17 protein-coding genes, 6 tRNA genes, 1 rRNA gene, 1 pseudogene and 2 other annotated features are annotated in these 24,629 nt (G+C 48.8%); of the genes and pseudogenes, 22 read left to right on the forward strand and 3 right to left on the reverse strand.

Features of this window, described 5'->3' with window-relative positions:
* Positions 1 to 4: 4 nt before the first annotated feature.
* The 6 genes from DCX48_14630 (at position 5) to birA (ending at position 4,829) form a co-directional block, all read left to right on the forward strand.
* The gene (locus DCX48_14630; protein ID QXE15653.1) at positions 5 to 544 is read left to right on the forward strand and encodes a menaquinone-dependent protoporphyrinogen IX dehydrogenase; all 540 of its coding nucleotides are present in this window, start codon (positions 5 to 7) and stop codon (positions 542 to 544) included.
* 393 nt (positions 545 to 937) lie between these two features.
* Positions 938 to 1,477 (forward strand) — a sequence feature (possible 16S ribosomal RNA but 16S or 23S rRNA prediction is too short).
* Positions 1,478 to 1,541: 64 nt separating this feature from the next.
* Positions 1,542 to 1,618: transfer RNA gene (locus tag DCX48_14635), tRNA-Ile, on the forward strand.
* 42 nt (positions 1,619 to 1,660) lie between these two features.
* Positions 1,661 to 1,736, forward strand: a tRNA-Ala gene (locus DCX48_14640).
* A 207-nt stretch (positions 1,737 to 1,943) separates the two neighbouring features.
* Positions 1,944 to 2,453, forward strand: a sequence feature (possible 23S ribosomal RNA but 16S or 23S rRNA prediction is too short).
* A 107-nt stretch (positions 2,454 to 2,560) separates the two neighbouring features.
* Positions 2,561 to 2,676, forward strand: a 5S ribosomal RNA gene (gene rrf / locus DCX48_14645).
* A 159-nt stretch (positions 2,677 to 2,835) separates the two neighbouring features.
* Positions 2,836 to 3,873 carry a UDP-N-acetylenolpyruvoylglucosamine reductase gene (locus tag DCX48_14650; protein QXE17259.1) on the forward strand — a complete coding sequence of 346 codons (1,038 nt, stop codon included), beginning with the start codon at positions 2,836 to 2,838 and terminating at the stop codon, positions 3,871 to 3,873.
* The gene (gene birA / locus DCX48_14655; GenBank protein ID QXE15654.1) at positions 3,870 to 4,829 is read left to right on the forward strand and encodes a bifunctional biotin--[acetyl-CoA-carboxylase] ligase/biotin operon repressor BirA; all 960 of its coding nucleotides are present in this window, start codon (positions 3,870 to 3,872) and stop codon (positions 4,827 to 4,829) included. Before DCX48_14650 ends, birA begins: the two co-directional genes overlap by 4 nt.
* A 27-nt stretch (positions 4,830 to 4,856) precedes the next feature.
* Here birA and DCX48_14660 read toward each other — a convergent pair whose 3' ends face one another.
* Both DCX48_14660 and DCX48_14665 read right to left on the reverse strand, forming a co-directional pair.
* Positions 4,857 to 5,807 (reverse strand): type I pantothenate kinase, encoded by a 951-nt coding sequence (locus tag DCX48_14660; GenBank protein ID QXE15655.1) that lies wholly within the window; start codon positions 5,805 to 5,807, stop codon positions 4,857 to 4,859.
* A gap of 210 nt (positions 5,808 to 6,017) precedes the next feature.
* Positions 6,018 to 6,326: pseudogene (locus DCX48_14665) on the reverse strand (GNAT family N-acetyltransferase).
* 329 nt (positions 6,327 to 6,655) lie between these two features.
* Between DCX48_14665 and DCX48_14670 the strand changes: the two are divergent.
* From DCX48_14670 to DCX48_14740, 15 genes are all read left to right on the forward strand, one after another.
* A tRNA-Thr gene (locus DCX48_14670) sits at positions 6,656 to 6,731 on the forward strand.
* 15 nt (positions 6,732 to 6,746) lie between these two features.
* Positions 6,747 to 6,831, forward strand: a tRNA-Tyr gene (locus DCX48_14675).
* Between the two features lie 129 nt (positions 6,832 to 6,960).
* Positions 6,961 to 7,035 (forward strand) — tRNA-Gly (locus DCX48_14680).
* A 6-nt stretch (positions 7,036 to 7,041) separates the two neighbouring features.
* A tRNA-Thr gene (locus DCX48_14685) sits at positions 7,042 to 7,117 on the forward strand.
* A 107-nt stretch (positions 7,118 to 7,224) separates the two neighbouring features.
* A complete protein-coding gene (tuf, locus tag DCX48_14690; GenBank protein ID QXE15656.1) occupies positions 7,225 to 8,409 on the forward strand; it encodes an elongation factor Tu in 1,185 nt (394 codons plus the stop codon).
* 3 nt (positions 8,410 to 8,412) lie between these two features.
* Positions 8,413 to 8,514: an elongation factor tu gene (locus DCX48_14695; GenBank protein QXE17260.1), complete on the forward strand. Its 102-nt coding sequence runs from the start codon at positions 8,413 to 8,415 to the stop codon at positions 8,512 to 8,514.
* 132 nt (positions 8,515 to 8,646) lie between these two features.
* Entirely contained in the window at positions 8,647 to 9,030 is a 384-nt protein-coding gene (gene secE / locus DCX48_14700; GenBank protein ID QXE15657.1) for a preprotein translocase subunit SecE, read from the forward strand.
* Position 9,031: 1 nt separating this feature from the next.
* Positions 9,032 to 9,577 carry a transcription termination/antitermination protein NusG gene (gene nusG, locus DCX48_14705; protein ID QXE15658.1) on the forward strand — a complete coding sequence of 182 codons (546 nt, stop codon included), beginning with the start codon at positions 9,032 to 9,034 and terminating at the stop codon, positions 9,575 to 9,577.
* A gap of 162 nt (positions 9,578 to 9,739) precedes the next feature.
* The gene (gene rplK, locus DCX48_14710) at positions 9,740 to 10,168 is read left to right on the forward strand and encodes a 50S ribosomal protein L11 (GenBank protein ID QXE15659.1); all 429 of its coding nucleotides are present in this window, start codon (positions 9,740 to 9,742) and stop codon (positions 10,166 to 10,168) included.
* A gap of 3 nt (positions 10,169 to 10,171) precedes the next feature.
* Positions 10,172 to 10,876: a 50S ribosomal protein L1 gene (locus tag DCX48_14715; GenBank protein ID QXE15660.1), complete on the forward strand. Its 705-nt coding sequence runs from the start codon at positions 10,172 to 10,174 to the stop codon at positions 10,874 to 10,876.
* A gap of 317 nt (positions 10,877 to 11,193) precedes the next feature.
* Entirely contained in the window at positions 11,194 to 11,691 is a 498-nt protein-coding gene (locus DCX48_14720; GenBank protein QXE15661.1) for a 50S ribosomal protein L10, read from the forward strand.
* A 66-nt stretch (positions 11,692 to 11,757) separates the two neighbouring features.
* Entirely contained in the window at positions 11,758 to 12,123 is a 366-nt protein-coding gene (locus DCX48_14725; protein ID QXE15662.1) for a 50S ribosomal protein L7/L12, read from the forward strand.
* 328 nt (positions 12,124 to 12,451) lie between these two features.
* A complete protein-coding gene (rpoB, locus tag DCX48_14730; GenBank protein QXE15663.1) occupies positions 12,452 to 16,480 on the forward strand; it encodes a DNA-directed RNA polymerase subunit beta in 4,029 nt (1,342 codons plus the stop codon).
* Positions 16,481 to 16,621: 141 nt separating this feature from the next.
* Entirely contained in the window at positions 16,622 to 20,845 is a 4,224-nt protein-coding gene (rpoC, locus tag DCX48_14735) for a DNA-directed RNA polymerase subunit beta' (protein ID QXE15664.1), read from the forward strand.
* A 312-nt stretch (positions 20,846 to 21,157) separates the two neighbouring features.
* On the forward strand, positions 21,158 to 22,555 hold the full coding sequence (locus DCX48_14740) for a shikimate transporter (protein QXE15665.1): 1,398 nt from the start codon (positions 21,158 to 21,160) through the stop codon (positions 22,553 to 22,555).
* 70 nt (positions 22,556 to 22,625) lie between these two features.
* Here the strand turns inward: DCX48_14740 and DCX48_14745 are convergent, their stop codons facing one another.
* Entirely contained in the window at positions 22,626 to 22,817 is a 192-nt protein-coding gene (locus tag DCX48_14745) for a DUF1127 domain-containing protein (protein ID QXE15666.1), read from the reverse strand.
* 173 nt (positions 22,818 to 22,990) lie between these two features.
* On the opposite strand from DCX48_14745, the gene DCX48_14750 reads away from it, so the two are divergent.
* Positions 22,991 to 24,406: a PLP-dependent aminotransferase family protein gene (locus tag DCX48_14750; GenBank protein ID QXE15667.1), complete on the forward strand. Its 1,416-nt coding sequence runs from the start codon at positions 22,991 to 22,993 to the stop codon at positions 24,404 to 24,406.
* The last annotated feature ends 223 nt before the right edge of the window (positions 24,407 to 24,629 follow it).

Raw genomic sequence — 24,629 nt, forward strand, 5'->3', positions numbered from 1 at the left:
AACAATGAAAGCTTTGATCGTGTTTTCGAGTCGGGATGGGCAAACAAGAGCGATTGCCTCCTATATTGCGAATACGCTGAAAGGAACGCTGGAGTGTGATGTTGTTAACGTACTCAATGCGAATGATATCGATCTGGGCCAATACGATCAGGTGCTTATTGGGGCGTCGATTCGGTACGGGCGCTTTCATCCAGCGGTAAATCAATTTATCCATAAGCATCTGGCTTCTCTGCGACAACTGCCTAGCGCATTCTTCTCAGTTAACCTCACCGCACGTAAACCAGAAAAGCGCACAATACAAACCAATGCCTATACGCGTAAGTTCCTGCTGAATTCCCCTTGGCAGCCGGATTTGTGCTGTGTGTTCGCGGGTGCTTTGCGTTATCCGCGTTATCGTTGGTTTGATCGGGTAATGATTCAGCTAATTATGCGTATGACGGGCGGCGAAACGGATAGCAGTAAAGAAGTTGAATATACGGACTGGCAGCAGGTTGCCCGTTTTGCACAGGATTTCGCGCAATTAGCGGCGAAAAATCCGGCATAACGCTGTCTTTTACTGCGCTTTGCTGAAGAAATCTCCACTCGATAATTATTTTGCATTTAGCGCTTGTCAGCGGGCGAGAAGTCCCTATAATGCGCATCCACTGACACGGCAACAGCGACACGCGGTTGTGGTGACAGAGAAAAGATTCAACGAAGGCAGTCAGTAATGACTTGACTTCACAGCGGAAAAGCATAATATATGCGGCCCGCGCCACGGAAGACGTGGCACTGCTCTTTAACAATATAATCAGACAATCTGTGTGGGCACTCACAAGACCGTATCTTAAACGATATAAAAAGTCTTGAAGAGTGAACAACAGTAAAATTCATTACGAATGAACAGTTACTAATTCTTTGAGCATCGCTGACGAGTTCAGCAAATCAAACAAATCTTAAATTGAAGAGTTTGATCATGGCTCAGATTGAACGCTGGCGGCAGGCCTAACACATGCAAGTCGAGCGGTAGCACAGAAGAGCTTGCTCTTTGGGTGACGAGCGGCGGACGGGTGAGTAATGTCTGGGAAACTGCCTGATGGAGGGGGATAACTACTGGAAACGGTAGCTAATACCGCATAACGTCTTCGGACCAAAGAGGGGGACCTTCGGGCCTCTTGCCATCAATGGCGTATACAAAGAGAAGCGAACTCGCGGGAGCCAGCGGACCTCATAAAGTACGTCGTAGTCCGGATTGGAGTCTGCAACTCGACTCCATGAAGTCGGAATCGCTAGTAATCGTAGATCAGAATGCTACGGTGAATACGTTCCCGGGCCTTGTACACACCGCCCGTCACACCATGGGAGTGGGTTGCAAAAGAAGTAGGTAGCTTAACCTTCGGGAGGGCGCTTACCACTTTGTGATTCATGACTGGGGTGAAGTCGTAACAAGGTAACCGTAGGGGAACCTGCGGTTGGATCACCTCCTTACCAATAAAGATGTGTGTTAAGTGAAGTGCTCACACAGATTGTCTGATGAAAATAACGAGCAGAAATACCTTAATAGGCTTGTAGCTCAGGTGGTTAGAGCGCACCCCTGATAAGGGTGAGGTCGGTGGTTCAAGTCCACTCAGGCCTACCAACTCTTCCATGAGTGGTATCTAAGGTAACTGTAAGTAGAGACGGGGTTATAGCTCAGCTGGGAGAGCGCCTGCCTTGCACGCAGGAGGTCTGCGGTTCGATCCCGCATAGCTCCACCATCACTACTCGGTATGATAAAAAACATCAGAGTGTACCTGTTTGGGTGCACTGCGATGTTTTGCTCTTTAACAATCTGGAACAAGCTGAAAATTGAAACATGACAGCTGAACATGCATGACTGCCTTCGGGCGGGTCGTGATGAATCAGCATGTCAATGAGTCTCTCAAATAATCGCAGCGCGAGGATGAATCGAAAGAAACATCTTCGGGTTGTGAGGTTAAGCGACTAAGCGTACACGGTGGATGCCTAGGCAGTCAGAGGCGATGAAGGGCGTGCTAATCTGCGATAAGCGTCGGTAAGCTGATATGAAGCGTTATACCCGACGATACCCGAATGGGGAAACCCAATGTGTTTCGACACATTATCATTACGTGAATACATAGCGTAATGAGGCGAACCGGGGGAACTGAAACATCTCAGTACCCACCGAGATTCCCCTAGTACCGGCGAGCGAACGGGGAGGAGCCCAGAACCTGAATCAGTTTGTGTGTTAGTGGAAGCGTCTGGACCCGGTAGCTAAGTGCGGAAGAGATAACCGCTGAAAGCATCTAAGCGGGAAACTTGCCTCGAGATGAGTCTTCCCTGGGCACTAGATGCCCCTGAAGGGCCGTTGAAGACTACGACGTAGATAGGCTGGGTGTGTAAGCGTAGCGATACGTTGAGCTAACCAGTACTAATGACCCGAGAGGCTTAACCTTACAACACCGAAGGTGTTTTGTGGGTGACTCATATAAAACGATATTCAGCTTGTTCAAAGATTGGTTCTGATGGTTATACGACACAAGAAAAGTGAAGTGTAACGGTTGGAATGAAACAGAATTTGCCTGGCGGCGATAGCGCGGTGGTCCCACCTGACCCCATGCCGAACTCAGAAGTGAAACGCCGTAGCGCCGATGGTAGTGTGGGGTCTCCCCATGTGAGAGTAGGGAACTGCCAGGCATCAAACATGTGGAAAGCCCCTGTCGAAAGACGGGGGCTTTTTGCTGTGGGGCATTTGGGGCGAGGGATTATTGATGCATCTCCGGTGGCAAAAGGCCATCGGTATCTTGCGTAGATCAGGTAGACTGTGTGATATCTAAATTAGTCGGTATTTCTATTATGGCGCCAAGCGTTATTTCCTTGAGGTCTCATAACTCTTTCTCATTATCTGTTTCTGCATCTTGTATTAAGGTTGCGGATACTCAGGATAAATTGATTGAAGAGTGGCGCGTCGCCAGTGCATCACAAGAGCCAGTTTTATTGCTAGGGGAAGGGAGTAATGTTCTTTTTCTGGAAGATTTTTTAGGCACAATTCTGCTAAATCGGCTTAAAGGCATAGATATTCGCGAAGAAAGCGATGGCTGGTATCTTCATGTTGGCGCTGGTGAAAATTGGCATCAATTAGTTGAATATACGCTTAAATGTGGAATTACTGGGTTAGAAAATTTGGCGCTAATTCCCGGATGTGTGGGGTCTGCACCTATACAGAATATTGGTGCGTATGGTATCGAATTACAACATGTCTGTGATTATGTTGAGTTATTGGATCTGACCGAAGGTAAAACTATACATCTTACCACTGAAGAATGCCAATTCGGTTACCGTGAAAGTATATTTAAGCATCAATATCGTTATGGGTTTGCAATTACCGCAGTGGGGATTTTTTTAAAAAAAGAGTGGAATCCGGTACTGAACTACGGTGATTTGGCAAAATTGAATCCTGCGACAGTTACGCCACAGCAGGTATTTGATTCTGTATGTCATATGCGCCGAAGCAAGCTCCCTGATCCTGTCGTGACAGGTAATGCAGGTAGCTTTTTCAAAAATCCGATAGTTACAAAACAGCATGCTGACAGTATTTTACGAGAGTACCCAAATATGCCCCAGTATTTACAAGCTGACGGGAATGTTAAATTGGCAGCTGGATGGTTAATTGATCAGTGCAAGCTTAAAGGATTTCAACTCGGTGGTGCTGCTGTTCACGAGCAACAGGCATTAGTTCTGATCAATAAAAGTAATGCAAAAGGTTCAGATATTGTCGAATTAGCTCGTTATGTCCGCAATCAGGTCGCTGCAAAGTTCTCTATACAGCTGGAACCTGAAGTCCGTTTTATTGCTGCGCATGGCGAGGTCAATGCTATCGAGGTATTATCATGAAAGATATTACGGTTCCTCTTAAATTAATTAAGATTCTCTCGGATGGTGATTTTTATTCCGGTGAAGTACTGGGTGAAATGATGGGGATGAGTCGAGCTGCAATTAATAAACATATTCAAACTATACGTGACTGGGGAATTGACGTATTTACCGTAACGGGTAAAGGTTATTCTTTACCCGTTACTATGCAGTTATTAGATGAGGAAATAATCCTTAAGCACTTACCAGAAGGCGGAGTGACGGTTTTACCTGTTGTTGATTCTACTAATCAGTACATTTTAGAACGACTGGACACGTTATCCTCCGGTGATGCTTGTCTTGCCGAATATCAGCAATCTGGCCGTGGTCGTCGGGGCCGACAATGGTTTTCACCCTTTGGTGCGAATTTATATTTGTCCTTATATTGGCGCCTAGAGCAGGGACCTGCAGCGGCTGTTGGAGTCAGTCTGGTAATCGGTATCGTAATGGCTGAGGTGTTACATAAGCTTGGTGCTGACGGTGTGCGGGTCAAATGGCCCAATGACTTATACCTAAAGGATCGAAAATTAGCCGGTATTCTTGTCGAGCTTACCGGGAAAACAGGTGATGCTGCTAATTTGGTAATTGGAGCGGGTATAAATTTACAAATGAGAGAGCCAGCTCCAGATACTATTAATCAAGGCTGGATAAATTTACAAGAAGCGGGCATAGACATTAATCGCAATACACTGGCTTCAACCCTCATTTCTGAATTAAGAGGTGCTTTAGCTGTCTTTGAACTAGAAGGCCTTGAACCATTCATTTCCAGATGGGAAAGATTGGATAATTATTTTAACCGCCCAGTTCGTTTGATTATCGGCAACCGCGAGATATATGGAGTTGACCGTGGAATAGATAGCCAAGGTGCATTGTTATTAGAAAATGACGGCCTGATAACGTCATATATTGGTGGCGAAATTTCTCTGCGTGGTGTATGAAAATGGGGGGTGCCCATTTTCATATATTTATTTTCTTAATCGAACACACTCAACCGCATGGTTAGCGCTTTTAGTCATAATAAGGCTGGCCCTTTCCCTTGTGGGTAGGATGTTTTCTTTTAAATTAAGCCCGTTAATTTCCTTCCATAATTGAGATGCGATGCCGACAGCTTCTTCTTCCGTCAATTTTGCATAATTATGAAAATACGAATTTGGATTTGAGAATGCACCTTGCCTGAATTTTAAAAAGCGATTTATATACCATGGTTGTAGCAATGTTTCAGGGGCATCGACATAGATAGAAAAATCCACAAAGTCAGAAACAAAAACTCTATGTGGATCATGTGGATAGTCCATACCACTTTGTAGGACGTTTAAGCCTTCTAATATTAAAATATCAGGTTGCTCCAACACTTTATTATTATTAGGAACGATGTCGTATGTTAAGTGCGAATACGTTGGGGCGGTGACTTGATGTGTTCCCGATTTTATATCCGAAACAAATTTCACTAGGCTATGCATATCATATGATTGCGGGAAGCCTTTTTTCTTCATCAAATCACGTTCTTTTAGTACCTTATTTGGATGAAGAAATCCATCAGTTGTAATTAGTTCTACACTACGATGTTCTGGCCAGCGGCTCAATAATGCTTGAAGTACACGGGCAGTGGTACTTTTTCCTACTGCGACACTACCTGCAATACCTATTATATAAGGTATCTTTTGGCCATCAGTTCCTAAGAACTGCTCAAGTACAGCCTGACGGCGTAAGTTAGAGTTGATATAAAAATTGAGCAGGCGAGATAACGGTAGATAAATTTCTGCGACCTCGTCTAATGAAAGATCCTCGTTGATCCCTTTGAGCTTAACGATCTCTTCTTCTGTCAGCGTTAACGGGACAGAATCGCGCAAGGCGGCCCATTGGCTGCGGTTAAATTGTAGATATGGCGTGGCCAATGATTGATCTCTATTGCTCATAAGTCGTGTTCTGCCTGCTTAACAGGTAAGAAAAGGGACTCTTAGCCCAGCGAGAAAGCGGGCTATTAGCTTAGCCAACGCAATGATCGCAACACCTTCTCTTGTGTAATAAATTTTTGATAATGGGCAGGTTAACACTTTGCGGATAGAAATAAGAAGAGAAAATCGGTTCTGTGATGGATGCTTCTGCGTTTGTACCGAGAGGGCCCGCTAGCTGGTGATTGCTTTACCTAAACTATTCACTGCAAGGAGGCGCTTATAATAGATGCCGTCGGGTGGTAATGACCATCAGGTGTGCAGGCATAGTTTGGTCATTCTCCAAGATGGCGATATCCCAAGGCACGGTAGAATACCTCTGCTGAGGATCCTGCTTAAGAATCTAAATAGAGTAGCCCCTTCTGTTGGAAAAACGCACTTTTTTCCAACAGAAGCGCCTTTTTCTACAGCATCTATCAGTAGATTGGCCAGCTCTTCACGATAGAGAGGTAAGGTTGCCGCATTGAGTTGAATTGTTTTCATCACGTTTTGCCCGTTCGACATAAATTTGTTTCTAGCACGCAAAATTTATTCCAAGTCTATTTTCTTAGAGAAACGAGCAAAATAGCATCTGTCAGTGCAGAGCCTGCTCTTCTAAAGGGCAAGAAATGTATTTTTGGGCAAGAGGAATGGGGCAGGTTCAATAGTGAAATCTTCATTTTGTTGGATAAATCTGGTGGTTCTTTGTGCTAATTCTTGCTGCTACTCTAGATTTATGGGTTAATTTGGATAAAATCTAAGCGATAGCGCATTTTACGCAATTTTTTTGTTGCATCGAGCGTTCTGTCTACCTAGAATGCGCAGCACTTGAAGCCGGCTTAGCTCAGTAGGTAGAGCAACTGACTTGTAATCAGTAGGTCACCAGTTCGATTCCGGTAGCCGGCACCATCAAGTACACAATCAGGTGGGGTTCCCGAGCGGCCAAAGGGAGCAGACTGTAAATCTGCCGTCACAGACTTCGAAGGTTCGAATCCTTCCCCCACCACCAAATTCAATCCTGGCAGCAGGATATTCGATACGGTAGCAAGCCTAAGCCGGATCGACGAAGGCGGGGTCTATAAATCTTATTCCCCAACTTCAAAATCTACAGAAAAATTAGGTAGCCGAGTTCCAGGATGCGGGCATCGTATAATGGCTATTACCTCAGCCTTCCAAGCTGATGATGTGGGTTCGATTCCCACTGCCCGCTCCAAGATGTGCTGATATAGCTCAGTTGGTAGAGCGCACCCTTGGTAAGGGTGAGGTCGGCAGTTCGAATCTGCCTATCAGCACCACTTCCTTTTCCTCCTCCTGATTTTCTTTCTGTGAATAAATTCAGCAAGCTATCGCTTGGTTGATGTGGTGATACCACCGATTTATCCGTGTCTTAGAGGGACAATCGATGTCTAAAGAAAAATTTGAACGTACAAAACCGCACGTTAACGTCGGTACTATCGGCCACGTTGACCATGGTAAAACAACGCTTACCGCTGCAATAACTACCGTTCTGGCTAAAACCTACGGTGGCAGCGCGCGTGCATTCGACCAGATCGATAACGCACCGGAAGAAAAAGCACGTGGTATCACCATCAACACCTCTCACGTTGAATACGATACCCCGGCTCGCCACTATGCGCACGTTGACTGCCCAGGACACGCCGACTATGTGAAAAACATGATCACCGGTGCTGCTCAGATGGATGGCGCGATCCTGGTTGTTGCTGCGACTGATGGCCCAATGCCTCAGACCCGTGAGCACATCCTGCTGGGTCGCCAGGTTGGCGTTCCTTTCATGATCGTATTCATGAACAAATGCGACATGGTTGATGACGAAGAGCTGCTGGAACTGGTTGAGATGGAAGTGCGTGAGCTGCTGTCTCAGTACGATTTCCCAGGCGACGACATCCCGGTTATTCGTGGTTCTGCACTGAAAGCGCTGGAAGGCGAAGCTGAGTGGGAAGCAAAAATCATCGAACTGGCCGGTTACCTGGATTCTTATATTCCAGAACCAGAGCGTGCGATTGATAAGCCGTTCCTGCTGCCAATCGAAGATGTATTCTCCATCTCCGGTCGTGGTACCGTTGTTACCGGTCGTGTAGAGCGCGGTATTGTTAAAGTTGGTGAAGAAGTTGAAATCGTTGGTATCAAAGATACCGTGAAATCAACCTGTACCGGCGTTGAAATGTTCCGTAAGCTGCTGGACGAAGGTCGTGCAGGCGAGAACGTTGGTGTCCTGCTGCGTGGTATCAAGCGTGAAGAAATCGAGCGTGGTCAGGTACTGGCCAAACCGGGTTCAATCAAGCCGCACACCCAGTTCGAATCAGAAGTGTACATCCTGAGCAAAGATGAAGGCGGCCGTCATACTCCGTTCTTCAAAGGCTACCGCCCTCAGTTCTATTTCCGTACCACTGACGTAACGGGTACTATCGAACTGCCAGAAGGCGTAGAGATGGTAATGCCGGGCGACAACATCAAAATGGTTGTAACCCTGATCCACCCAATCGCGATGGACGACGGTTTGCGTTTCGCAATCCGTGAAGGCGGCCGTACTGTAGGCGCGGGCGTTGTTGCTAAAGTTATCGCTTAATCGCTGATAACGTTTGACGCGACACGCGATAAAAGGGCATCATTTGATGCCCTTTTTCTACGCTGTCATGGTAGAACCTATCTCATCAGCGATTGTGAGATATAATCATTGGTGAGATAGGCTCTGTAGACACGGCGTAAATACCGAATTATTCGTTTTACAGAACATCTTTCGGTTTGGTTGCTCCGTAGTTGCGGGGCAAAGTTATTTGTCTGAATCATTGTGACAGGTTGGTTTATGAGTGCGAATACCGAAGCTCAGGATAGTGGGCGTAGCCTGGAAGTGATTAAGTGGCTAGTAGTAGGTGCCTTGCTGGTCGTTGCGATTGTTGGCAATTATTATTACCGCGAATTTAGTCTTCCTCTGCGTGCATTGGCCGTTGTTATCCTGATCGCCGCAGCCGGTGGTGTGGCACTGCTGACCACGAAAGGCAAAGCAACCGTAGCGTTTGCTCGCGAAGCGCGTACTGAAGTACGCAAAGTAATTTGGCCGACTCGTCAGGAAACGTTACACACCACGTTAATCGTTGCCGCGGTGACTGCCGTGATGTCGCTGATTTTGTGGGGGCTGGATGGTATTCTGGTCCGTCTGGTATCGTTTATCACTGGCCTGAGGTTCTAAGATGTCTGAAGCTCCAAAAAAACGTTGGTACGTCGTTCAGGCGTTTTCTGGTTTTGAAGGCCGCGTAGCACAATCGCTGCGTGAGCACATCAAACTCCATAACATGGAAGAACTGTTTGGCGAAGTCATGGTTCCTACTGAAGAAGTAGTTGAGATCCGTGGTGGTCAGCGCCGCAAGAGCGAGCGCAAGTTTTTCCCTGGTTATGTCTTGGTACAGATGGTTATGGAAGATGCTAGCTGGCATCTTGTGCGCAGTGTTCCTCGTGTTATGGGGTTCATTGGTGGTACATCTGACCGTCCTGCACCGATCAGTGACAAAGAAGTGGATGCGATTATGAATCGTCTCCAGCAGGTTGGTGATAAGCCTCGTCCGAAAACGCTGTTTGAACCAGGTGAAATGGTTCGCGTTAACGACGGTCCGTTTGCCGACTTTAACGGTGTTGTCGAAGAAGTCGACTATGAGAAAAGCCGCCTGAAGGTGTCTGTTTCTATATTTGGTCGTGCGACACCTGTTGAATTGGACTTTGCTCAGGTCGAAAAAGGCTAATTTTCTGACAAGACTTGCTGAAAATAGCTACTTGCCTATGGCGCGAAATTAACCTATAATTTCGCGCCTTTTGTTTTTCAGTGGCCTTAACGGCGTCTGAAGCGTAATACAAACCACGGGGAGCCTTTTACTAGGCGCTATTACCCAATCGAGGAAAGTTAAATGGCCAAGAAAGTACAAGCCTATGTCAAGCTGCAAGTTGCAGCTGGTATGGCTAACCCGAGCCCACCAGTAGGTCCGGCTCTGGGTCAGCAAGGTGTTAACATCATGGAATTCTGTAAGGCGTTCAATGCTAAAACTGAAAGCATTGAGAAGGGCCTGCCGACTCCGGTTGTTATTACCGTTTATTCTGACCGTTCTTTCACCTTCGTTACCAAAACGCCTCCAGCAGCAGTTCTGCTGAAGAAAGCTGCTGGTATCAAGTCTGGTTCCGGCAAGCCGAACAAAGACAAAGTAGGTAAAGTAACGAGCGCTCAGGTTCGTGAAATCGCAGAAACTAAAGCTGCGGACATGACTGGTTCTGATGTAGACGCCATGGTGCGCTCTATAGCAGGTACTGCTCGTTCCATGGGCCTGGTAGTGGAGGATTAATAAATGGCTAAGCTGACCAAGCGCATGCGCGTGATCCGTGACAAAGTTGATGTAACTAAACAGTATGACATCAACGAAGCTGTTGCTCTGCTCAAAGAGCTGGCCACTGCTAAGTTTGTAGAAAGTGTAGACGTAGCTGTTAACCTCGGCATCGATGCACGTAAATCTGACCAAAACGTTCGTGGTGCAACCGTTCTGCCTCATGGTACCGGTCGTTCTGTTCGTGTCGCTGTCTTCACCCAAGGTGCAAACGCTGAAGCTGCTAAAGCTGCTGGCGCTGAATTTGTGGGCATGGAAGATCTGGCTGATCAGATCAAGAAAGGCGAAATGGGCTTTGACGTTGTTATTGCTTCTCCAGATGCAATGCGCGTTGTAGGCCAATTGGGCCAACTGCTCGGGCCGCGCGGCCTGATGCCAAACCCGAAAGTGGGTACTGTAACACCTAACGTTGCTGAAGCAGTTAATAATGCTAAAGCAGGTCAGGTTCGTTACCGTAACGACAAGAACGGCATCATCCATACCACTATCGGTAAGGTTGATTTCGATTCTGACAAATTGAAAGAAAACCTTGAGTCCTTGCTGGTTGCGCTGAAAAAAGCAAAACCATCTCAGGCAAAAGGTGTGTACATCAAGAAAGTTAGTCTGTCCACCACTATGGGCGCTGGTGTTTCTATCGACCAGAGCGGCTTGAACGCTGTTGCTAACTAATAGCTTTTGTTCCGCTTTACTCGGGTGTGGGATTTACCTATAATTTTACGCCCGTTGTTCTTCGAGTGGGATGACGCAAGAATTATTCGGTTGGAGCCTGGCCTATCCAGGCCTCCGTCCAAGACCGCAGGTGTTTCGTAAGAAACTTAATTTTCCTGCGTAGACGGTGACAGAGCCTAAATAACGTTTTTCTTTTTTATAAAGAATAATTTTTTACTGGATTCTGCTCACCGTGTTTCAACGCTTATCTCTAATTTTGGCGATAAGTGAAGTGAGTTCCGGAGAGTTTTTCCGGCTAAATCCAGGAGCAAAAGCTAATGGCATTAAATCTTCAAGACAAACAAGCGATTGTTGCTGAAGTCAGCGAAGTGGCCAAAGGTGCGCTGTCTGCGGTTGTTGCGGATTCCCGTGGCGTTACCGTTGATAAAATGACTGAACTGCGTAAAGCGGGTCGTGAAGCTGGCGTTTACATGCGTGTTGTTCGTAACACCCTGCTGCGCCGCGTCGTTGAAGGTACTCAATTTGAATGCCTGAAAGACACGTTTGTTGGTCCGACCCTGATTGCATATTCTATGGAACACCCGGGCGCTGCTGCTCGTCTGTTCAAAGATTTCGCGAAAGCGAATGCAAAATTTGAGGTCAAAGCTGCAGCCTTTGAAGGCGAGCTGATCCCGGCGGCTCAAATTGACCGTCTGGCAACGCTGCCGACTTACGAAGAAGCACTGGCACGTCTGATGTCGACCATGAAAGAAGCCGCTGCCGGCAAACTGGTCCGCACTCTGGCTGCTGTTCGCGATGCAAAAGAAGCGGCTTAATAGCGCTTTCTTTTCTATCGCACTTGCTAACGTATAAACTATTTCTGATTCTTAGGAACAATTGTCATGTCTATCACTAAAGATCAAATTCTGGAAGCAGTAGCGGCTATGTCTGTAATGGATGTTGTTGAACTGATTTCCGCTATGGAAGAAAAATTCGGTGTTTCTGCTGCTGCTGCTGTAGCTGTTGCTGCTGGCCCAGCTGAAGTTGCTGAAGAAAAAACTGAGTTCGATGTTGTGCTGAAAGCTATCGGCGCTAACAAAGTTGCTGTAATCAAAGCTGTTCGTAGCGCAACTGGTCTGGGCCTGAAAGAAGCCAAAGATCTGGTTGAATCTGCTCCAGCAGTTATGAAAGAAGGCGTGAGCAAAGATGACGCTGAATCACTGAAGAAATCTCTGGAAGAAGCTGGCGCAGAAGTTGAAGTTAAATAAGCCAACCTTTCAGGTTGCAGCCTGATTTATTAGGCTGATGGCTGGTGACTTTTTAGTCACCAGCCTTTTTGCGCTGTAGGGCATCAATGGGATTTCACACTGTTTAGCCATTGATTTCCCCAAATATTTTTTTCTATTGACGACTTAATATACTGCTTTCCAGCAATAGGGCGCTTGCCTAAGCAAGAGCAACGAAATGGTTTAAGAGTAATAGAAAGACGTATTACGGAAAGTTCTCTATTTTCCGACCAACATAAATAGTGTTGCATGAACTGTCCTTGTTAGGACAGACAGAGTGGTTCGACTTGTCAGCTAGCTGAGGAACCCTATGGTTTACTCCTATACCGAGAAAAAACGTATTCGTAAGGATTTTGGTAAACGTCCACAAGTTTTGGACATACCTTATCTCCTTTCTATCCAACTTGACTCGTTCCAGAAGTTTATCGAGCAAGACCCGGAAGGTCAGCACGGTTTGGAAGCTGCATTCCGTTCTGTTTTCCCCATAAAGAGCTATAGCGGTAATTCAGAGCTGCAATATGTTAGCTATCGCTTGGGCGAACCGGTATTTGACGTTAAAGAATGTCAGATCCGTGGTGTGACGTTCTCTGCACCGCTACGCGTGAAACTGCGTCTGGTGATCTACGAGCGTGAAGCGCCTGAAGGCACCGTTAAAGACATCAAAGAACAAGAAGTTTACATGGGCGAAATTCCGCTCATGACCGATAACGGTACCTTCGTGATCAACGGTACTGAGCGTGTAATCGTGTCTCAGTTGCACCGTAGTCCAGGTGTGTTCTTCGATAGCGACAAAGGTAAAACCCACTCTTCAGGTAAGGTGCTGTATAACGCACGTATTATTCCTTACCGTGGTTCCTGGCTGGATTTCGAGTTTGATCCGAAGGATAACCTGTTTGTCCGTATCGACCGTCGTCGCAAATTGCCTGCGACCATTATCCTGCGCGCACTGGGTTACTCCACCGCACAGATTCTCGATCTTTTCTTCGATAAAATTGTCTATGAAATCAATGGCAATAAATTGCAGATGGATCTGGTTCCTGAACGCTTGCGTGGTGAAACTGCGTCGTTTGATATTGAAGCGAACGGTAAAGTTTATATCGAAAAAGGTCGCCGCATCACTGCACGTCATATTCGTCAGTTAGAGAAAGACAGCATTGAGCGCATTGAAGTGCCTGTTGAATATATCGCTGGAAAAGTGCTGTCCAAAGATTATATCGACGAGAGCACTGGCGAGCTGATCGGCGCAGCCAACATGGAGCTGTCGCTGGACCTGCTGGCTAAACTGAGCCAGTCTGGTCACAAGCGTATTGAGACCCTGTTCACCAACGATCTTGATCACGGTGCATACATGTCTGAAACCGTGCGCGTCGATCCGTCAAGCGATCGTCTGAGCGCGCTGGTTGAAATCTATCGCATGATGCGTCCTGGTGAACCGCCAACGCGTGAAGCTGCAGAAACGCTGTTCGAGAACCTGTTCTTCTCTGAAGACCGCTACGACTTGTCTGCGGTTGGCCGTATGAAGTTCAACCGTTCTCTGCTACGCGATGAGATCGAAGGTTCCGGTATCCTGAGCAAAGATGACATCATCGAAGTGATGAAGAAGCTCATTGATATCCGTAACGGTAAAGGCGAAGTGGATGATATCGACCACCTCGGCAACCGTCGCATCCGTTCCGTCGGCGAAATGGCAGAAAACCAATTCCGCGTTGGTCTGGTGCGTGTAGAACGTGCCGTAAAAGAGCGCCTGTCTCTGGGTGACCTCGATACGCTGATGCCACAGGACATGATTAACGCCAAGCCGATTTCGGCTGCCGTGAAAGAGTTCTTCGGTTCGAGCCAACTGTCACAGTTTATGGACCAGAACAACCCACTGTCCGAGATTACGCATAAACGTCGTATCTCTGCATTGGGCCCAGGTGGTCTGACGCGTGAACGTGCTGGCTTTGAAGTTCGTGACGTACACCCGACTCACTATGGTCGTGTTTGTCCTATCGAAACGCCGGAAGGTCCGAACATCGGTCTGATCAACTCCCTGTCCGTTTATGCGCAAACTAACGAATACGGTTTCCTTGAAACCCCATATCGTCGCGTGCGTGAAAACGTGGTTACGGATGAGATTCATTACCTGTCTGCGATTGAGGAAGGTAACTTCGTTATCGCACAGGCAAACACCAATTTAGACGAAGAAGGCCGCTTCATCGACGAACTGGTTACCTGCCGTAACAAAGGGGAGTCCAGCTTGTTCAGCCGTGATCAGGTTGAATATATGGACGTTTCCACACAGCAGATAGTTTCCGTCGGTGCGTCCCTGATTCCGTTCCTGGAACACGATGACGCCAACCGTGCCCTGATGGGTGCGAACATGCAACGTCAAGCCGTTCCGACCTTACGCGCTGATAAGCCGCTGGTTGGTACAGGTATGGAACGCGCTGTTGCGGTTGACTCCGGTGTAACTGCCGTAGCCAAACGTGGTGGTACAGTACAGTACGTGGATGCATCTCGTATTGTAATCCGCGTTAATGACGATGAAATGTATCCGGGCGAAGCCGGGATCGACATCTATAACCTGACCAAATATACCCGTTCTAACCAGAACACCTGCATCAGCCAGATGCCGTGTGTGTCGCTGGGTGAACCTGTAGAACGTGGTGATGTTCTGGCCGATGGCCCGTCCACCGATCTGGGTGAACTGGCGCTGGGTCAGAATATGCGCGTGGCATTCATGCCATGGAATGGTTACAACTTCGAAGACTCCATCCTCGTTTCCGAGCGTGTGGTTCAGGAAGATCGCTTTACGACCATCCACATTCAGGAACTGGCCTGTGTCTCTCGTGACACCAAGTTAGGGCCGGAAGAAATTACTGCGGACATCCCGAACGTGGGTGAAGCAGCACTTTCCAAACTGGATGAGTCCGGCATCGTTTACATCGGTGCTGAAGTAACCGGTGGTGACATTCTGGTTGGTAAGGTAACGCCGAAAGGTGAAACCCAACTGACGCCAGAAGAGAAGCTGCTGCGTGCGATCTTCGGTGAGAAAGCGTCCGACGTTAAAGACTCTTCTCTGCGTGTACCAAACGGTGTTTCCGGTACGATTATCGACGTACAAGTCTTTACCCGCGACGGCGTGGAAAAAGACAAACGTGCGTTGGAAATCGAAGAAATGCAGCTGAAGCAGGCGAAGAAGGACCTGACTGAAGAGTTGCAGATTCTGGAAGCGGGCCTGTTTGGACGTATCCACGCTGTGCTGGTTTCTGGCGGCGTTGAAGCTGACAAACTGGACAAACTGCCGCGCGAGCGTTGGTTGGAACTGGGCCTGACTGACGAAGATAAACAGAATCAGTTGGAACAGTTGGCAGAACAGTATGATGAGCTGAAGCACGAGTTTGAGAAAAAACTCGAAGCTAAGCGCCGTAAAATCACTCAGGGCGATGATCTGGCACCAGGTGTGCTGAAAATCGTTAAGGTTTATCTGGCTGTTAAGCGTCAGATCCAACCGGGTGACAAGATGGCTGGTCGTCACGGGAACAAAGGTGTTATCTCCAAGATCAACCCGATCGAAGATATGCCTTACGATGAGAACGGTACGCCGGTCGATATCGTACTGAACCCGCTGGGTGTACCTTCACGTATGAACATTGGTCAGATTCTGGAAACCCACTTGGGTATGGCTGCAAAAGGTATCGGCGAGAAGATCAACGCCATGCTTAAGCAGCATGAAGAAGTGACTAAACTGCGTGAGTTTATCCAGAGAGCCTACGATCTGGGCGACGATTTGCGTCAAAAAGTTGACCTGAGCACTTTCTCCGACGAAGAAGTTATGCGTCTGGCTGAAAACCTGAAAAAAGGTATGCCAATTGCAACGCCGGTATTCGACGGTGCAAAAGAGAAAGAAATCAAGGAACTGTTGCAGATGGGCGGTATCCCTACCTCCGGTCAGATTACCCTGTACGATGGACGTACCGGTGAGCAATTTGAGCGTCAGGTTACCGTGGGCTACATGTACATGCTGAAACTGAACCACTTGGTTGACGATAAGATGCATGCCCGTTCCACCGGTTCTTATAGCCTGGTTACTCAGCAGCCGCTGGGTGGTAAGGCGCAGTTCGGTGGTCAACGCTTCGGTGAGATGGAAGTGTGGGCGCTGGAAGCTTATGGTGCGGCTTATACCCTGCAAGAAATGTTGACTGTTAAGTCTGATGACGTGAACGGCCGTACCAAGATGTATAAGAACATCGTGGATGGCAATCATCAGATGGAGCCAGGCATGCCGGAATCCTTCAACGTATTGTTGAAAGAAATCCGCTCGCTGGGTATCAACATCGAGCTGGAAGAAAAGTAATTCCAGCCCGTTGTATTGCTGGCATTCGTCATAGGGACACCTGAACGCTGTTTTAACGGCAATGTTGTTTTTAACAGCCATGTTGTTTTGAACAGCATAGTTCAGGTGTCTATCAGGTCTAACTCCGACAGGAGCCAATCCGTGAAAGACTTATTAAAGTTTCTGAAAGCGCAAACTAAGACCGAAGAGTTTGATGCGATCAAAATTGCTCTGGCCTCGCCAGACATGATCCGTTCGTGGTCTTTTGGTGAAGTTAAAAAGCCAGAAACCATCAACTACCGTACGTTCAAACCTGAGCGTGACGGCCTTTTCTGCGCCCGTATCTTTGGGCCAGTAAAAGACTATGAGTGCTTGTGCGGTAAGTATAAGCGCCTGAAACACCGTGGTGTTATTTGTGAGAAGTGCGGCGTTGAAGTGACCCAGACTAAAGTACGCCGTGAGCGTATGGGCCACATCGAGCTGGCTTCCCCGACTGCGCACATCTGGTTCCTGAAGTCACTGCCTTCCCGTATCGGTTTGCTGTTAGATATGCCGCTGCGTGATATTGAGCGTGTGCTTTATTTTGAATCTTATGTCGTGGTTGAAGGTGGGATGACCAACCTTGAGCGCCGCCAGATCCTGACTGAAGAGCAGTATCTGGATGCGCTGGAAGAGTTTGGTGATGAATTCGACGCGAAAATGGGCGCCGAAGCGATTCAGGCTCTGCTGAAGAATATGGATCTGGAGCAGGAATGCGAGCAGCTGCGTGAAGAGCTGACCGAAACCAACTCCGAAACCAAACGTAAAAAGCTGACCAAGCGTATTAAGCTGCTGGAAGCGTTCGTACAGTCTGGCAACAAGCCAGAGTGGATGATCCTGACCGTTCTGCCGGTACTGCCGCCAGATCTGCGTCCATTGGTTCCGCTGGATGGCGGTCGTTTCGCGACTTCCGATCTGAACGATCTGTATCGTCGTGTGATCAACCGTAACAACCGTCTGAAACGTCTGTTGGATCTGGCTGCGCCGGATATCATAGTACGTAACGAAAAACGTATGTTGCAGGAAGCGGTTGATGCCTTGCTGGATAACGGCCGTCGCGGTCGTGCGATCACCGGTTCTAACAAGCGTCCTCTGAAATCTTTGGCCGATATGATCAAAGGTAAACAGGGTCGTTTCCGTCAGAACCTGCTCGGTAAGCGTGTTGACTACTCCGGTCGTTCCGTTATCACCGTTGGTCCATACCTGCGTCTGCACCAGTGCGGTCTGCCGAAGAAAATGGCGCTGGAACTGTTCAAACCGTTCATCTACGGCAAGCTGGAACTGCGTGGTCTTGCTACCACCATTAAAGCCGCCAAGAAAATGGTTGAGCGTGAAGAAGCCGTCGTATGGGATATCCTGGACGAAGTCATCCGCGAACACCCGGTACTGCTGAACCGTGCACCAACACTGCACCGTTTGGGTATCCAGGCATTTGAGCCAGTGCTGATCGAAGGTAAAGCGATCCAGCTGCACCCGCTGGTTTGTGCGGCCTATAACGCCGACTTCGATGGTGACCAGATGGCTGTACACGTACCGCTGACGCTGGAAGCCCAGTTGGAAGCGCGTGCGTTGATGATGTCGACCAACAACATCCTGTCCCCTGCGAATGGTGAGCCAATCATCGTTCCTTCTCAGGACGTGGTATTGGGTCTGTATTACATGACGCGTGACTGTGTTAACGCCAAAGGCGAAGGCATGGTGCTCACGGGTCCGAAAGAAGCAGAACGCGTTTATCGTGCCGGTCTGGCCTCTCTGCATGCGCGCGTTAAAGTGCGTATTACGGAAGAGATCAAGAGTATCGAAGGCGATGTTACGCATCAGACGTCGATTATTGATACGACTATCGGTCGCGCCATCTTGTGGATGATCGTACCGAAAGGTCTGCCGTTCTCGATCGTTAACCAGCCTCTGGGCAAGAAAGCGATCTCCAAAATGCTTAACACCTGTTACCGCATTTTGGGTCTGAAGCCGACGGTTATCTTCGCTGACCAGACTATGTATACCGGTTTTGCTTACGCGGCGCGCTCTGGTGCTTCCGTAGGTATCGATGACATGGTTATCCCGGCGAAAAAAGCCGAGATTATCGAAGAAGCAGAAACCGAAGTTGCCGAGATTCAGGAGCAGTTCCAGTCTGGTCTGGTTACCGCGGGCGAACGCTATAACAAAGTGATCGATATCTGGGCAGCGGCGAATGAACGTGTTGCGAAAGCGATGATGGAAAACCTGTCCGTTGAGGATGTGGTTAACCGTGATGGCGTGGTTGAGCAGCAGGTTTCTTTCAACAGCATCTTTATGATGGCTGACTCCGGTGCGCGTGGTTCCGCAGCACAGATTCGTCAGTTGGCGGGTATGCGTGGTCTGATGGCGAAACCAGATGGTTCCATCATCGAGACGCCGATTACCGCAAACTTCCGTGAAGGTTTGAACGTACTCCAGTACTTCATCTCGACGCACGGTGCGCGTAAAGGTCTGGCGGATACCGCACTGAAAACGGCAAACTCCGGTTACCTGACTCGTCGTCTGGTTGACGTTGCGCAGGATCTGGTTGTGACCGAGGACGATTGTGGTACCCATGAAGGTATCATGATGACGCCGGTTATCGAGGGTGGTGATGTTAAAGAGCCACTGCGTGAACGCGTACTGGGCCGTGTAACGGCTGAAGACGTGATCAAACCGGGTACCGCGGATATTCTGGTTCCACGTAACACGCTGCTGAACGAGCAGTGGTGTGACATGTTGGAAGAGAACTCTGTTGACGTCGTTAAAGTGCGTTCAGTGGTAAGCTGCCAAACCGACTTTGGCGTCTGCGCCAATTGCTACGGTCGCGACCTGGCTCGTGGTCATATCATCAACAAAGGTGAGGCCATCGGGGTTATCGCGGCACAGTCCATCGGTGAACCGGGTACACAGCTAACCATGCGTACGTTCCACATCGGTGGTGCGGCATCGCGTGCGGCTGCTGAGTCCAGCATTCAGGTGAAAAACAAAGGTAGCCTGAAACTGAACAACGTGAAGTTCGTTATGAACGGTAACGGTAAACTGGTTATTACTTCACGTAATACCGAACTGAAGCTGATCGACGAATTCGGACGTACTAAAGAAAGCTATAAAGTGCCTTACGGTGCGGTGATGGCGAAAGGTGACGGCTCTGACGTTAGCGGTGGCGAAACTGTCGCAAACTGGGATCCGCACACCATGCCTGTGGTGACCGAAGTGAGCGGTTTTATCCGTTTTGCTGATATGATTGACGGTCAGACCATTACCCGCCAGACCGATGACCTGACTGGTTTGTCTTCTATCGTGGTTCTGGATAGCGCAGAGCGTACCGGTAGTGGTAAAGATCTGCGTCCGGCACTGAAAATCGTTGATGCCAAGGGTCAAGATGTACTGATCCCAGGTACCGATATGCCTGCTCAATACTTCCTGCCGGGTAAAACGATTGTTCAGTTGGAAGATGGAGTGCAGATTGGTGCCGGTGATACATTGGCGCGTCTCCCTCAGGAATCCAGCGGTACCAAGGATATTACCGGTGGTCTGCCACGCGTAGCCGACCTGTTCGAAGCTCGTCGCCCGAAAGAACCGGCGATTCTGGCAGAGATCAGCGGCATCATTTCCTTCGGTAAAGAAACCAAAGGCAAGCGCCGTCTGGTGATTTCTCCGTTGGATGGTAGCGATGCTTACGAAGAGATGATTCCGAAATGGCGTCAGCTCAACGTGTTCGAAGGTGAAGTTGTGGAACGTGGTGACGTTGTTTCCGACGGCCCAGAGTCTCCGCACGATATCCTGCGTCTGCGTGGTGTACATGCAGTAACGCGTTATATCACCAACGAAGTTCAGGAAGTTTACCGTCTGCAAGGCGTTAAGATTAACGATAAACACATTGAGGTTATCGTTCGTCAGATGTTGCGTAAAGGCACCATCGTTAGCGCGGGTAGTACGGAGTTCCTGGAAGGCGAACAGGCAGAAATGTCTCGCATCAAGATTGCCAACCGCAAGTTGGAAGCGGATGGCAAGATCACGGCAACGTTCAGCCGCGATCTGCTGGGTATCACCAAAGCATCTCTGGCGACCGAGTCCTTCATCTCTGCAGCATCGTTCCAGGAAACCACTCGCGTACTTACCGAAGCTGCTGTTGCTGGTAAACGTGATGAACTGCGTGGCTTGAAAGAGAACGTCATCGTGGGTCGTTTGATCCCAGCGGGTACGGGTTATGCGTACCATCAGGATCGTATGCGCCGACGTCAGGCGAGTGAAGCTCCTGTCGTACCTCAGGTGAGTGCCGATGAAGCTTCTGCTAACATGGCTGAACTGTTGAACGCAGGTTTTGGTAAGCGCGACGACGAATAAGTCTGTTTACGCTGCACTACCATGCGGTAAATAATAAAAACCCCAGCTATCATGGCTGGGTTTTTTTTATAGTGCGCATCCCTGTGTGCTACCTGAAGGCCGTTGCAAGCGACGTTAAAAATTGATGGAAGGCGTCCTGCGGGCCAACGCTGTACGTTGTTATAAAACGCTCCCGGCGTTTTATATCATCCTGAAATTTTTTATAGCGCACATCCCTATGCGCTACCTAAAGGCCGTCGCAAACGACGTTAAAAATTTCATCCTGAAATTTTTTGTTGTACAGTAGTGTAAAGTAAATAGAACGGAACCGACATGGACACCTCGACTACGCCAACACTCTCACAGCCTGGCGGCTCATTACCTCATCAGGATGATTCACTCTCTTCTGATAAAACCCTACAAACACAGTCAGTAAGCCATTCTCAACATCGAGCAAAACGTGCAGCATGGGGCAGTTTTGTTGGTGCCGTTGTCGATTGGTACGATTTTCTTCTGTACGGAATTGTTGCCGCTCTTGTATTTAATACCGAATTTTTCCCACAGATCAGCCCGACGATGGGGACGCTGGCGGCATTTGGTACGTTCGGCGTTGGTTTCTTGTTCCGCCCGTTAGGTGGCATGGTGTTTGGTCACTTTGGTGACAAGCTGGGCCGTAAACGGATGTTAATGATTACGGTCTGGATGATGGGCATTTCCACTGCATTGATTGGGCTGCTGCCGTCGTTTGATTCTATTGGCTGGTGGGCACCGGCGCTGTTGGTCACGCTGCGGGCAATTCAGGGATTCGCGGTCGGTGGCGAATGGGGCGGGGCGGCGCTGTTGGCGGTAGAAAACGCGCCGAAGAAGAAGAAAGCCTTTTACAGCAGTGGCGTACAGGTTGGCTTTGGTGTCGGGCTTTTGCTGGCAACCGGGTCGGTATCAGTGGTGAGCAATTTGACGACCAATGAGGAATTTACCAGTTGGGGTTGGCGTTTGCCGTTCTTATTCAGCCTGATTCTAGTTGCTATCGCTTGGTGGGTACGTAATGGGATGGATGAGTCTCAGGAATTTGAAGCCAACAAAACTCTAGGTGAAAGAGCACAGAAGCTGCGTTCGTTCCCTATTATGGAAGCACTGCGCCAGCATCCGAAGGCATTCCTGCTGATTATTGCGCTACGGCTTGGTGAGCTGCTGACGATGTATATCGTCACCGCGTTTGCACTCAATTACTCCACCACCCATCTTGGGCTATCGCGGGATATTTTCCTGAATATCGGGCTGCTAGTGGGGGCGATAAGCTGTGTGTCTATTCCTTTCTTTGCCTATCTGGCGGATAGCTTTGGCCGTCGTCGTATCTATGTGACCGGTGCGTTGATTGGAGCCGTGAGTGCGGTGCCTTTCTTCATGGCGCTGGAAAGCCACAACACGCTGATGATTCTGTTTTTTGCCATCATGTTGGCGAATGCTGCCCACGATATGATCGTTAGCGTACAGCAACCGATGTTTACGGAGCTATTTGGTACGGCGTATCGCTATAGCGGGGCTGGTGTGGGTTATCAGGTCGCCAGTGTGGTCGGCGGCGGATTTACACCTTTTATCGCTGTCCTGCTGGTGGAATTTATGGATGGTTCATGGCACGCGGTGGCGGCCTACCTTGCCATCGGCTGCTTACTGTCGGCAGTTGTCGGGATGGGGATGAAAGCACCTTCAGACGATACTGTGCCTCACTAATCTCTTTATCTTGCCGATACAGATGCACTATCTGTATCGGCGATATTTCTACTGTTTTTTGGTTGTTATGTTATCTGAACCGATCGAGATCGCTTCGTTTCAGCCCGATATCCTTGAGCCCATCATTGCTCATATTCCGCAGTATCTTCAGCGTTTGTGCTCTTACTCGCCAGGCTTTCCACAAACGGTACGGCAAAATCAGCATTAGCCAGAACGGTGACTCGCGGAACGGTTTTTGTGATCGATTCTCATGAAATTCCATATATTCCCCCTCGCCAGTGAATGATCGCTATGATGAGGTGAAAGGCTTTTCCAATACAGACGCAAAAAATCCATTTTTTTAGCATACAGATTGTGTGATATTGCATCTGAATGGTGATTTTTATTCGAATCTGTACTGGTTACTGCTGTTAATCATGATGGGGAACGATACTGATGACGCGTTATCAACACCTTGCTGGGCTGTTAGAGCAGCGGATTGAACAAGGGTTATATCAAAGCGGAGAACGCCTGCCTTCCGTTCGGGCACTGAGTACAGAACATGGTGTGAGTATCAGTACCGTACAGCAAGCCTATCATCTGCTGGAAACTCGGCAGTTGATTATGCCGCAGCCGCGTTCGGGATATTTTGTCACGCCGCGCAAGGCAACCCCGCCCGTACCCGCGCTGACGCGTCCTGCTCAACGTCCGGTTGAAATCACGCAGTGGGAGTCGGTACTGGAATTGGTGAACGTACGTCTGGAAACCAACGTGCTGAAATTTGGCAGCGGAATGCCGGATGTGAGCCAGCCGACCATCAAACCACTGTGGAAAGAGATGAGTCGACTCTGCCAGTATCAGGATCCCCGAGTCTTACAATATGACAGCGTATACGGCGTGCCTGCACTGCGTGAACAGATTGCCCGTCTTACCGTAGACTGTGGCTGTCAGCTGAACCAAGATGATATTGTGATCACTACCGGATGTCAGGAAGCCTTGTTTGTTGCCGTCCGCGCCGTTTGTCAGCCTGGTGACATCGTGGCTGTTGAATCACCCGCTTTTCCGGGCACGATGCAGATCCTTCGTGGGCTGGATATCAAAGCGATCGAAATCCCGACTGACTCTGTCACGGGGATCAGTCTCGAAGCGCTGCGGCTGGCGCTGGATCAGTGGCCGGTCAAAGCTGTACTTCTGGTTCCTAGCTGTAACAACCCGCTTGGCTTCATCATGCCTGATGCCCGTAAGAAATCGCTGGTTACACTGGCGCAGCACTTTGATATCGCGATTATTGAAGATGATGCATATGGCGAGCTGGCCTATGAATATCCGCGCCCGCGCGCGATAAAGTCGTTTGATGAAGATGGCCGCGTACTGTTGTGTAGCTCGTTTTCGAAGAACCTGGCTCCCGGTTTGCGTGTAGGCTGGATCGCTCCGGGGCGTTATTTGGAGCGGGTAATCCATACAAAATACATCAGTACAGGATCGACAGTGGTACAGCCCCAGCTAGCCGTGGCAGAATTTATTCGTCGTGGACACTATCAGCCTCATTTGCGCCGCATGCGCGCGCAGTACAAAGCTAACCTCGATATATTTACCTGCTGGGTACGTGAGTACTTTCCGTCAAACATTTGTGTGAGTCGCCCACAAGGCGGCTTTTTGGTGTGGATCGAACTGCCTGAATATTTTGATTCTCTCAAGCTCGCGCGTGAAGTCAGAAAAGCGGGTATACAAATAGCTGCTGGTTCGCTATTTTCCGCCTCAGGGAAATATCGCAATTGTATTCGACTCAATTATGCTAATCGCTTTACGGAAGAGATGAGAGAAGGGCTGCGCATCGTGGGTAGTGAAGTCGCGAAGATGATGCATACTTAACTATACTCGTCATACTTCAAGCTGCATGTGCGTTGGCTGCATTATTCGGCACACTTACATGTGCCTCGCCCCGTTGGTGCCGCTGCAAGCAGCGTTCAAATCTGCCCCTGGCAGATGTGTCACTCACCCGAATCACTTACTTGTGTAAGCTCATCGGGATGAAATGAGAGACGTCCTGTCTCTCACCGAAGGCCAGCCGTTGGCTGGTCAAATTCGTTCCCGA

It is taken from the genome of Pectobacterium atrosepticum, from assembly GCA_019056595.1.
Lineage (GTDB): Bacteria > Pseudomonadota > Gammaproteobacteria > Enterobacterales > Enterobacteriaceae > Pectobacterium > Pectobacterium atrosepticum.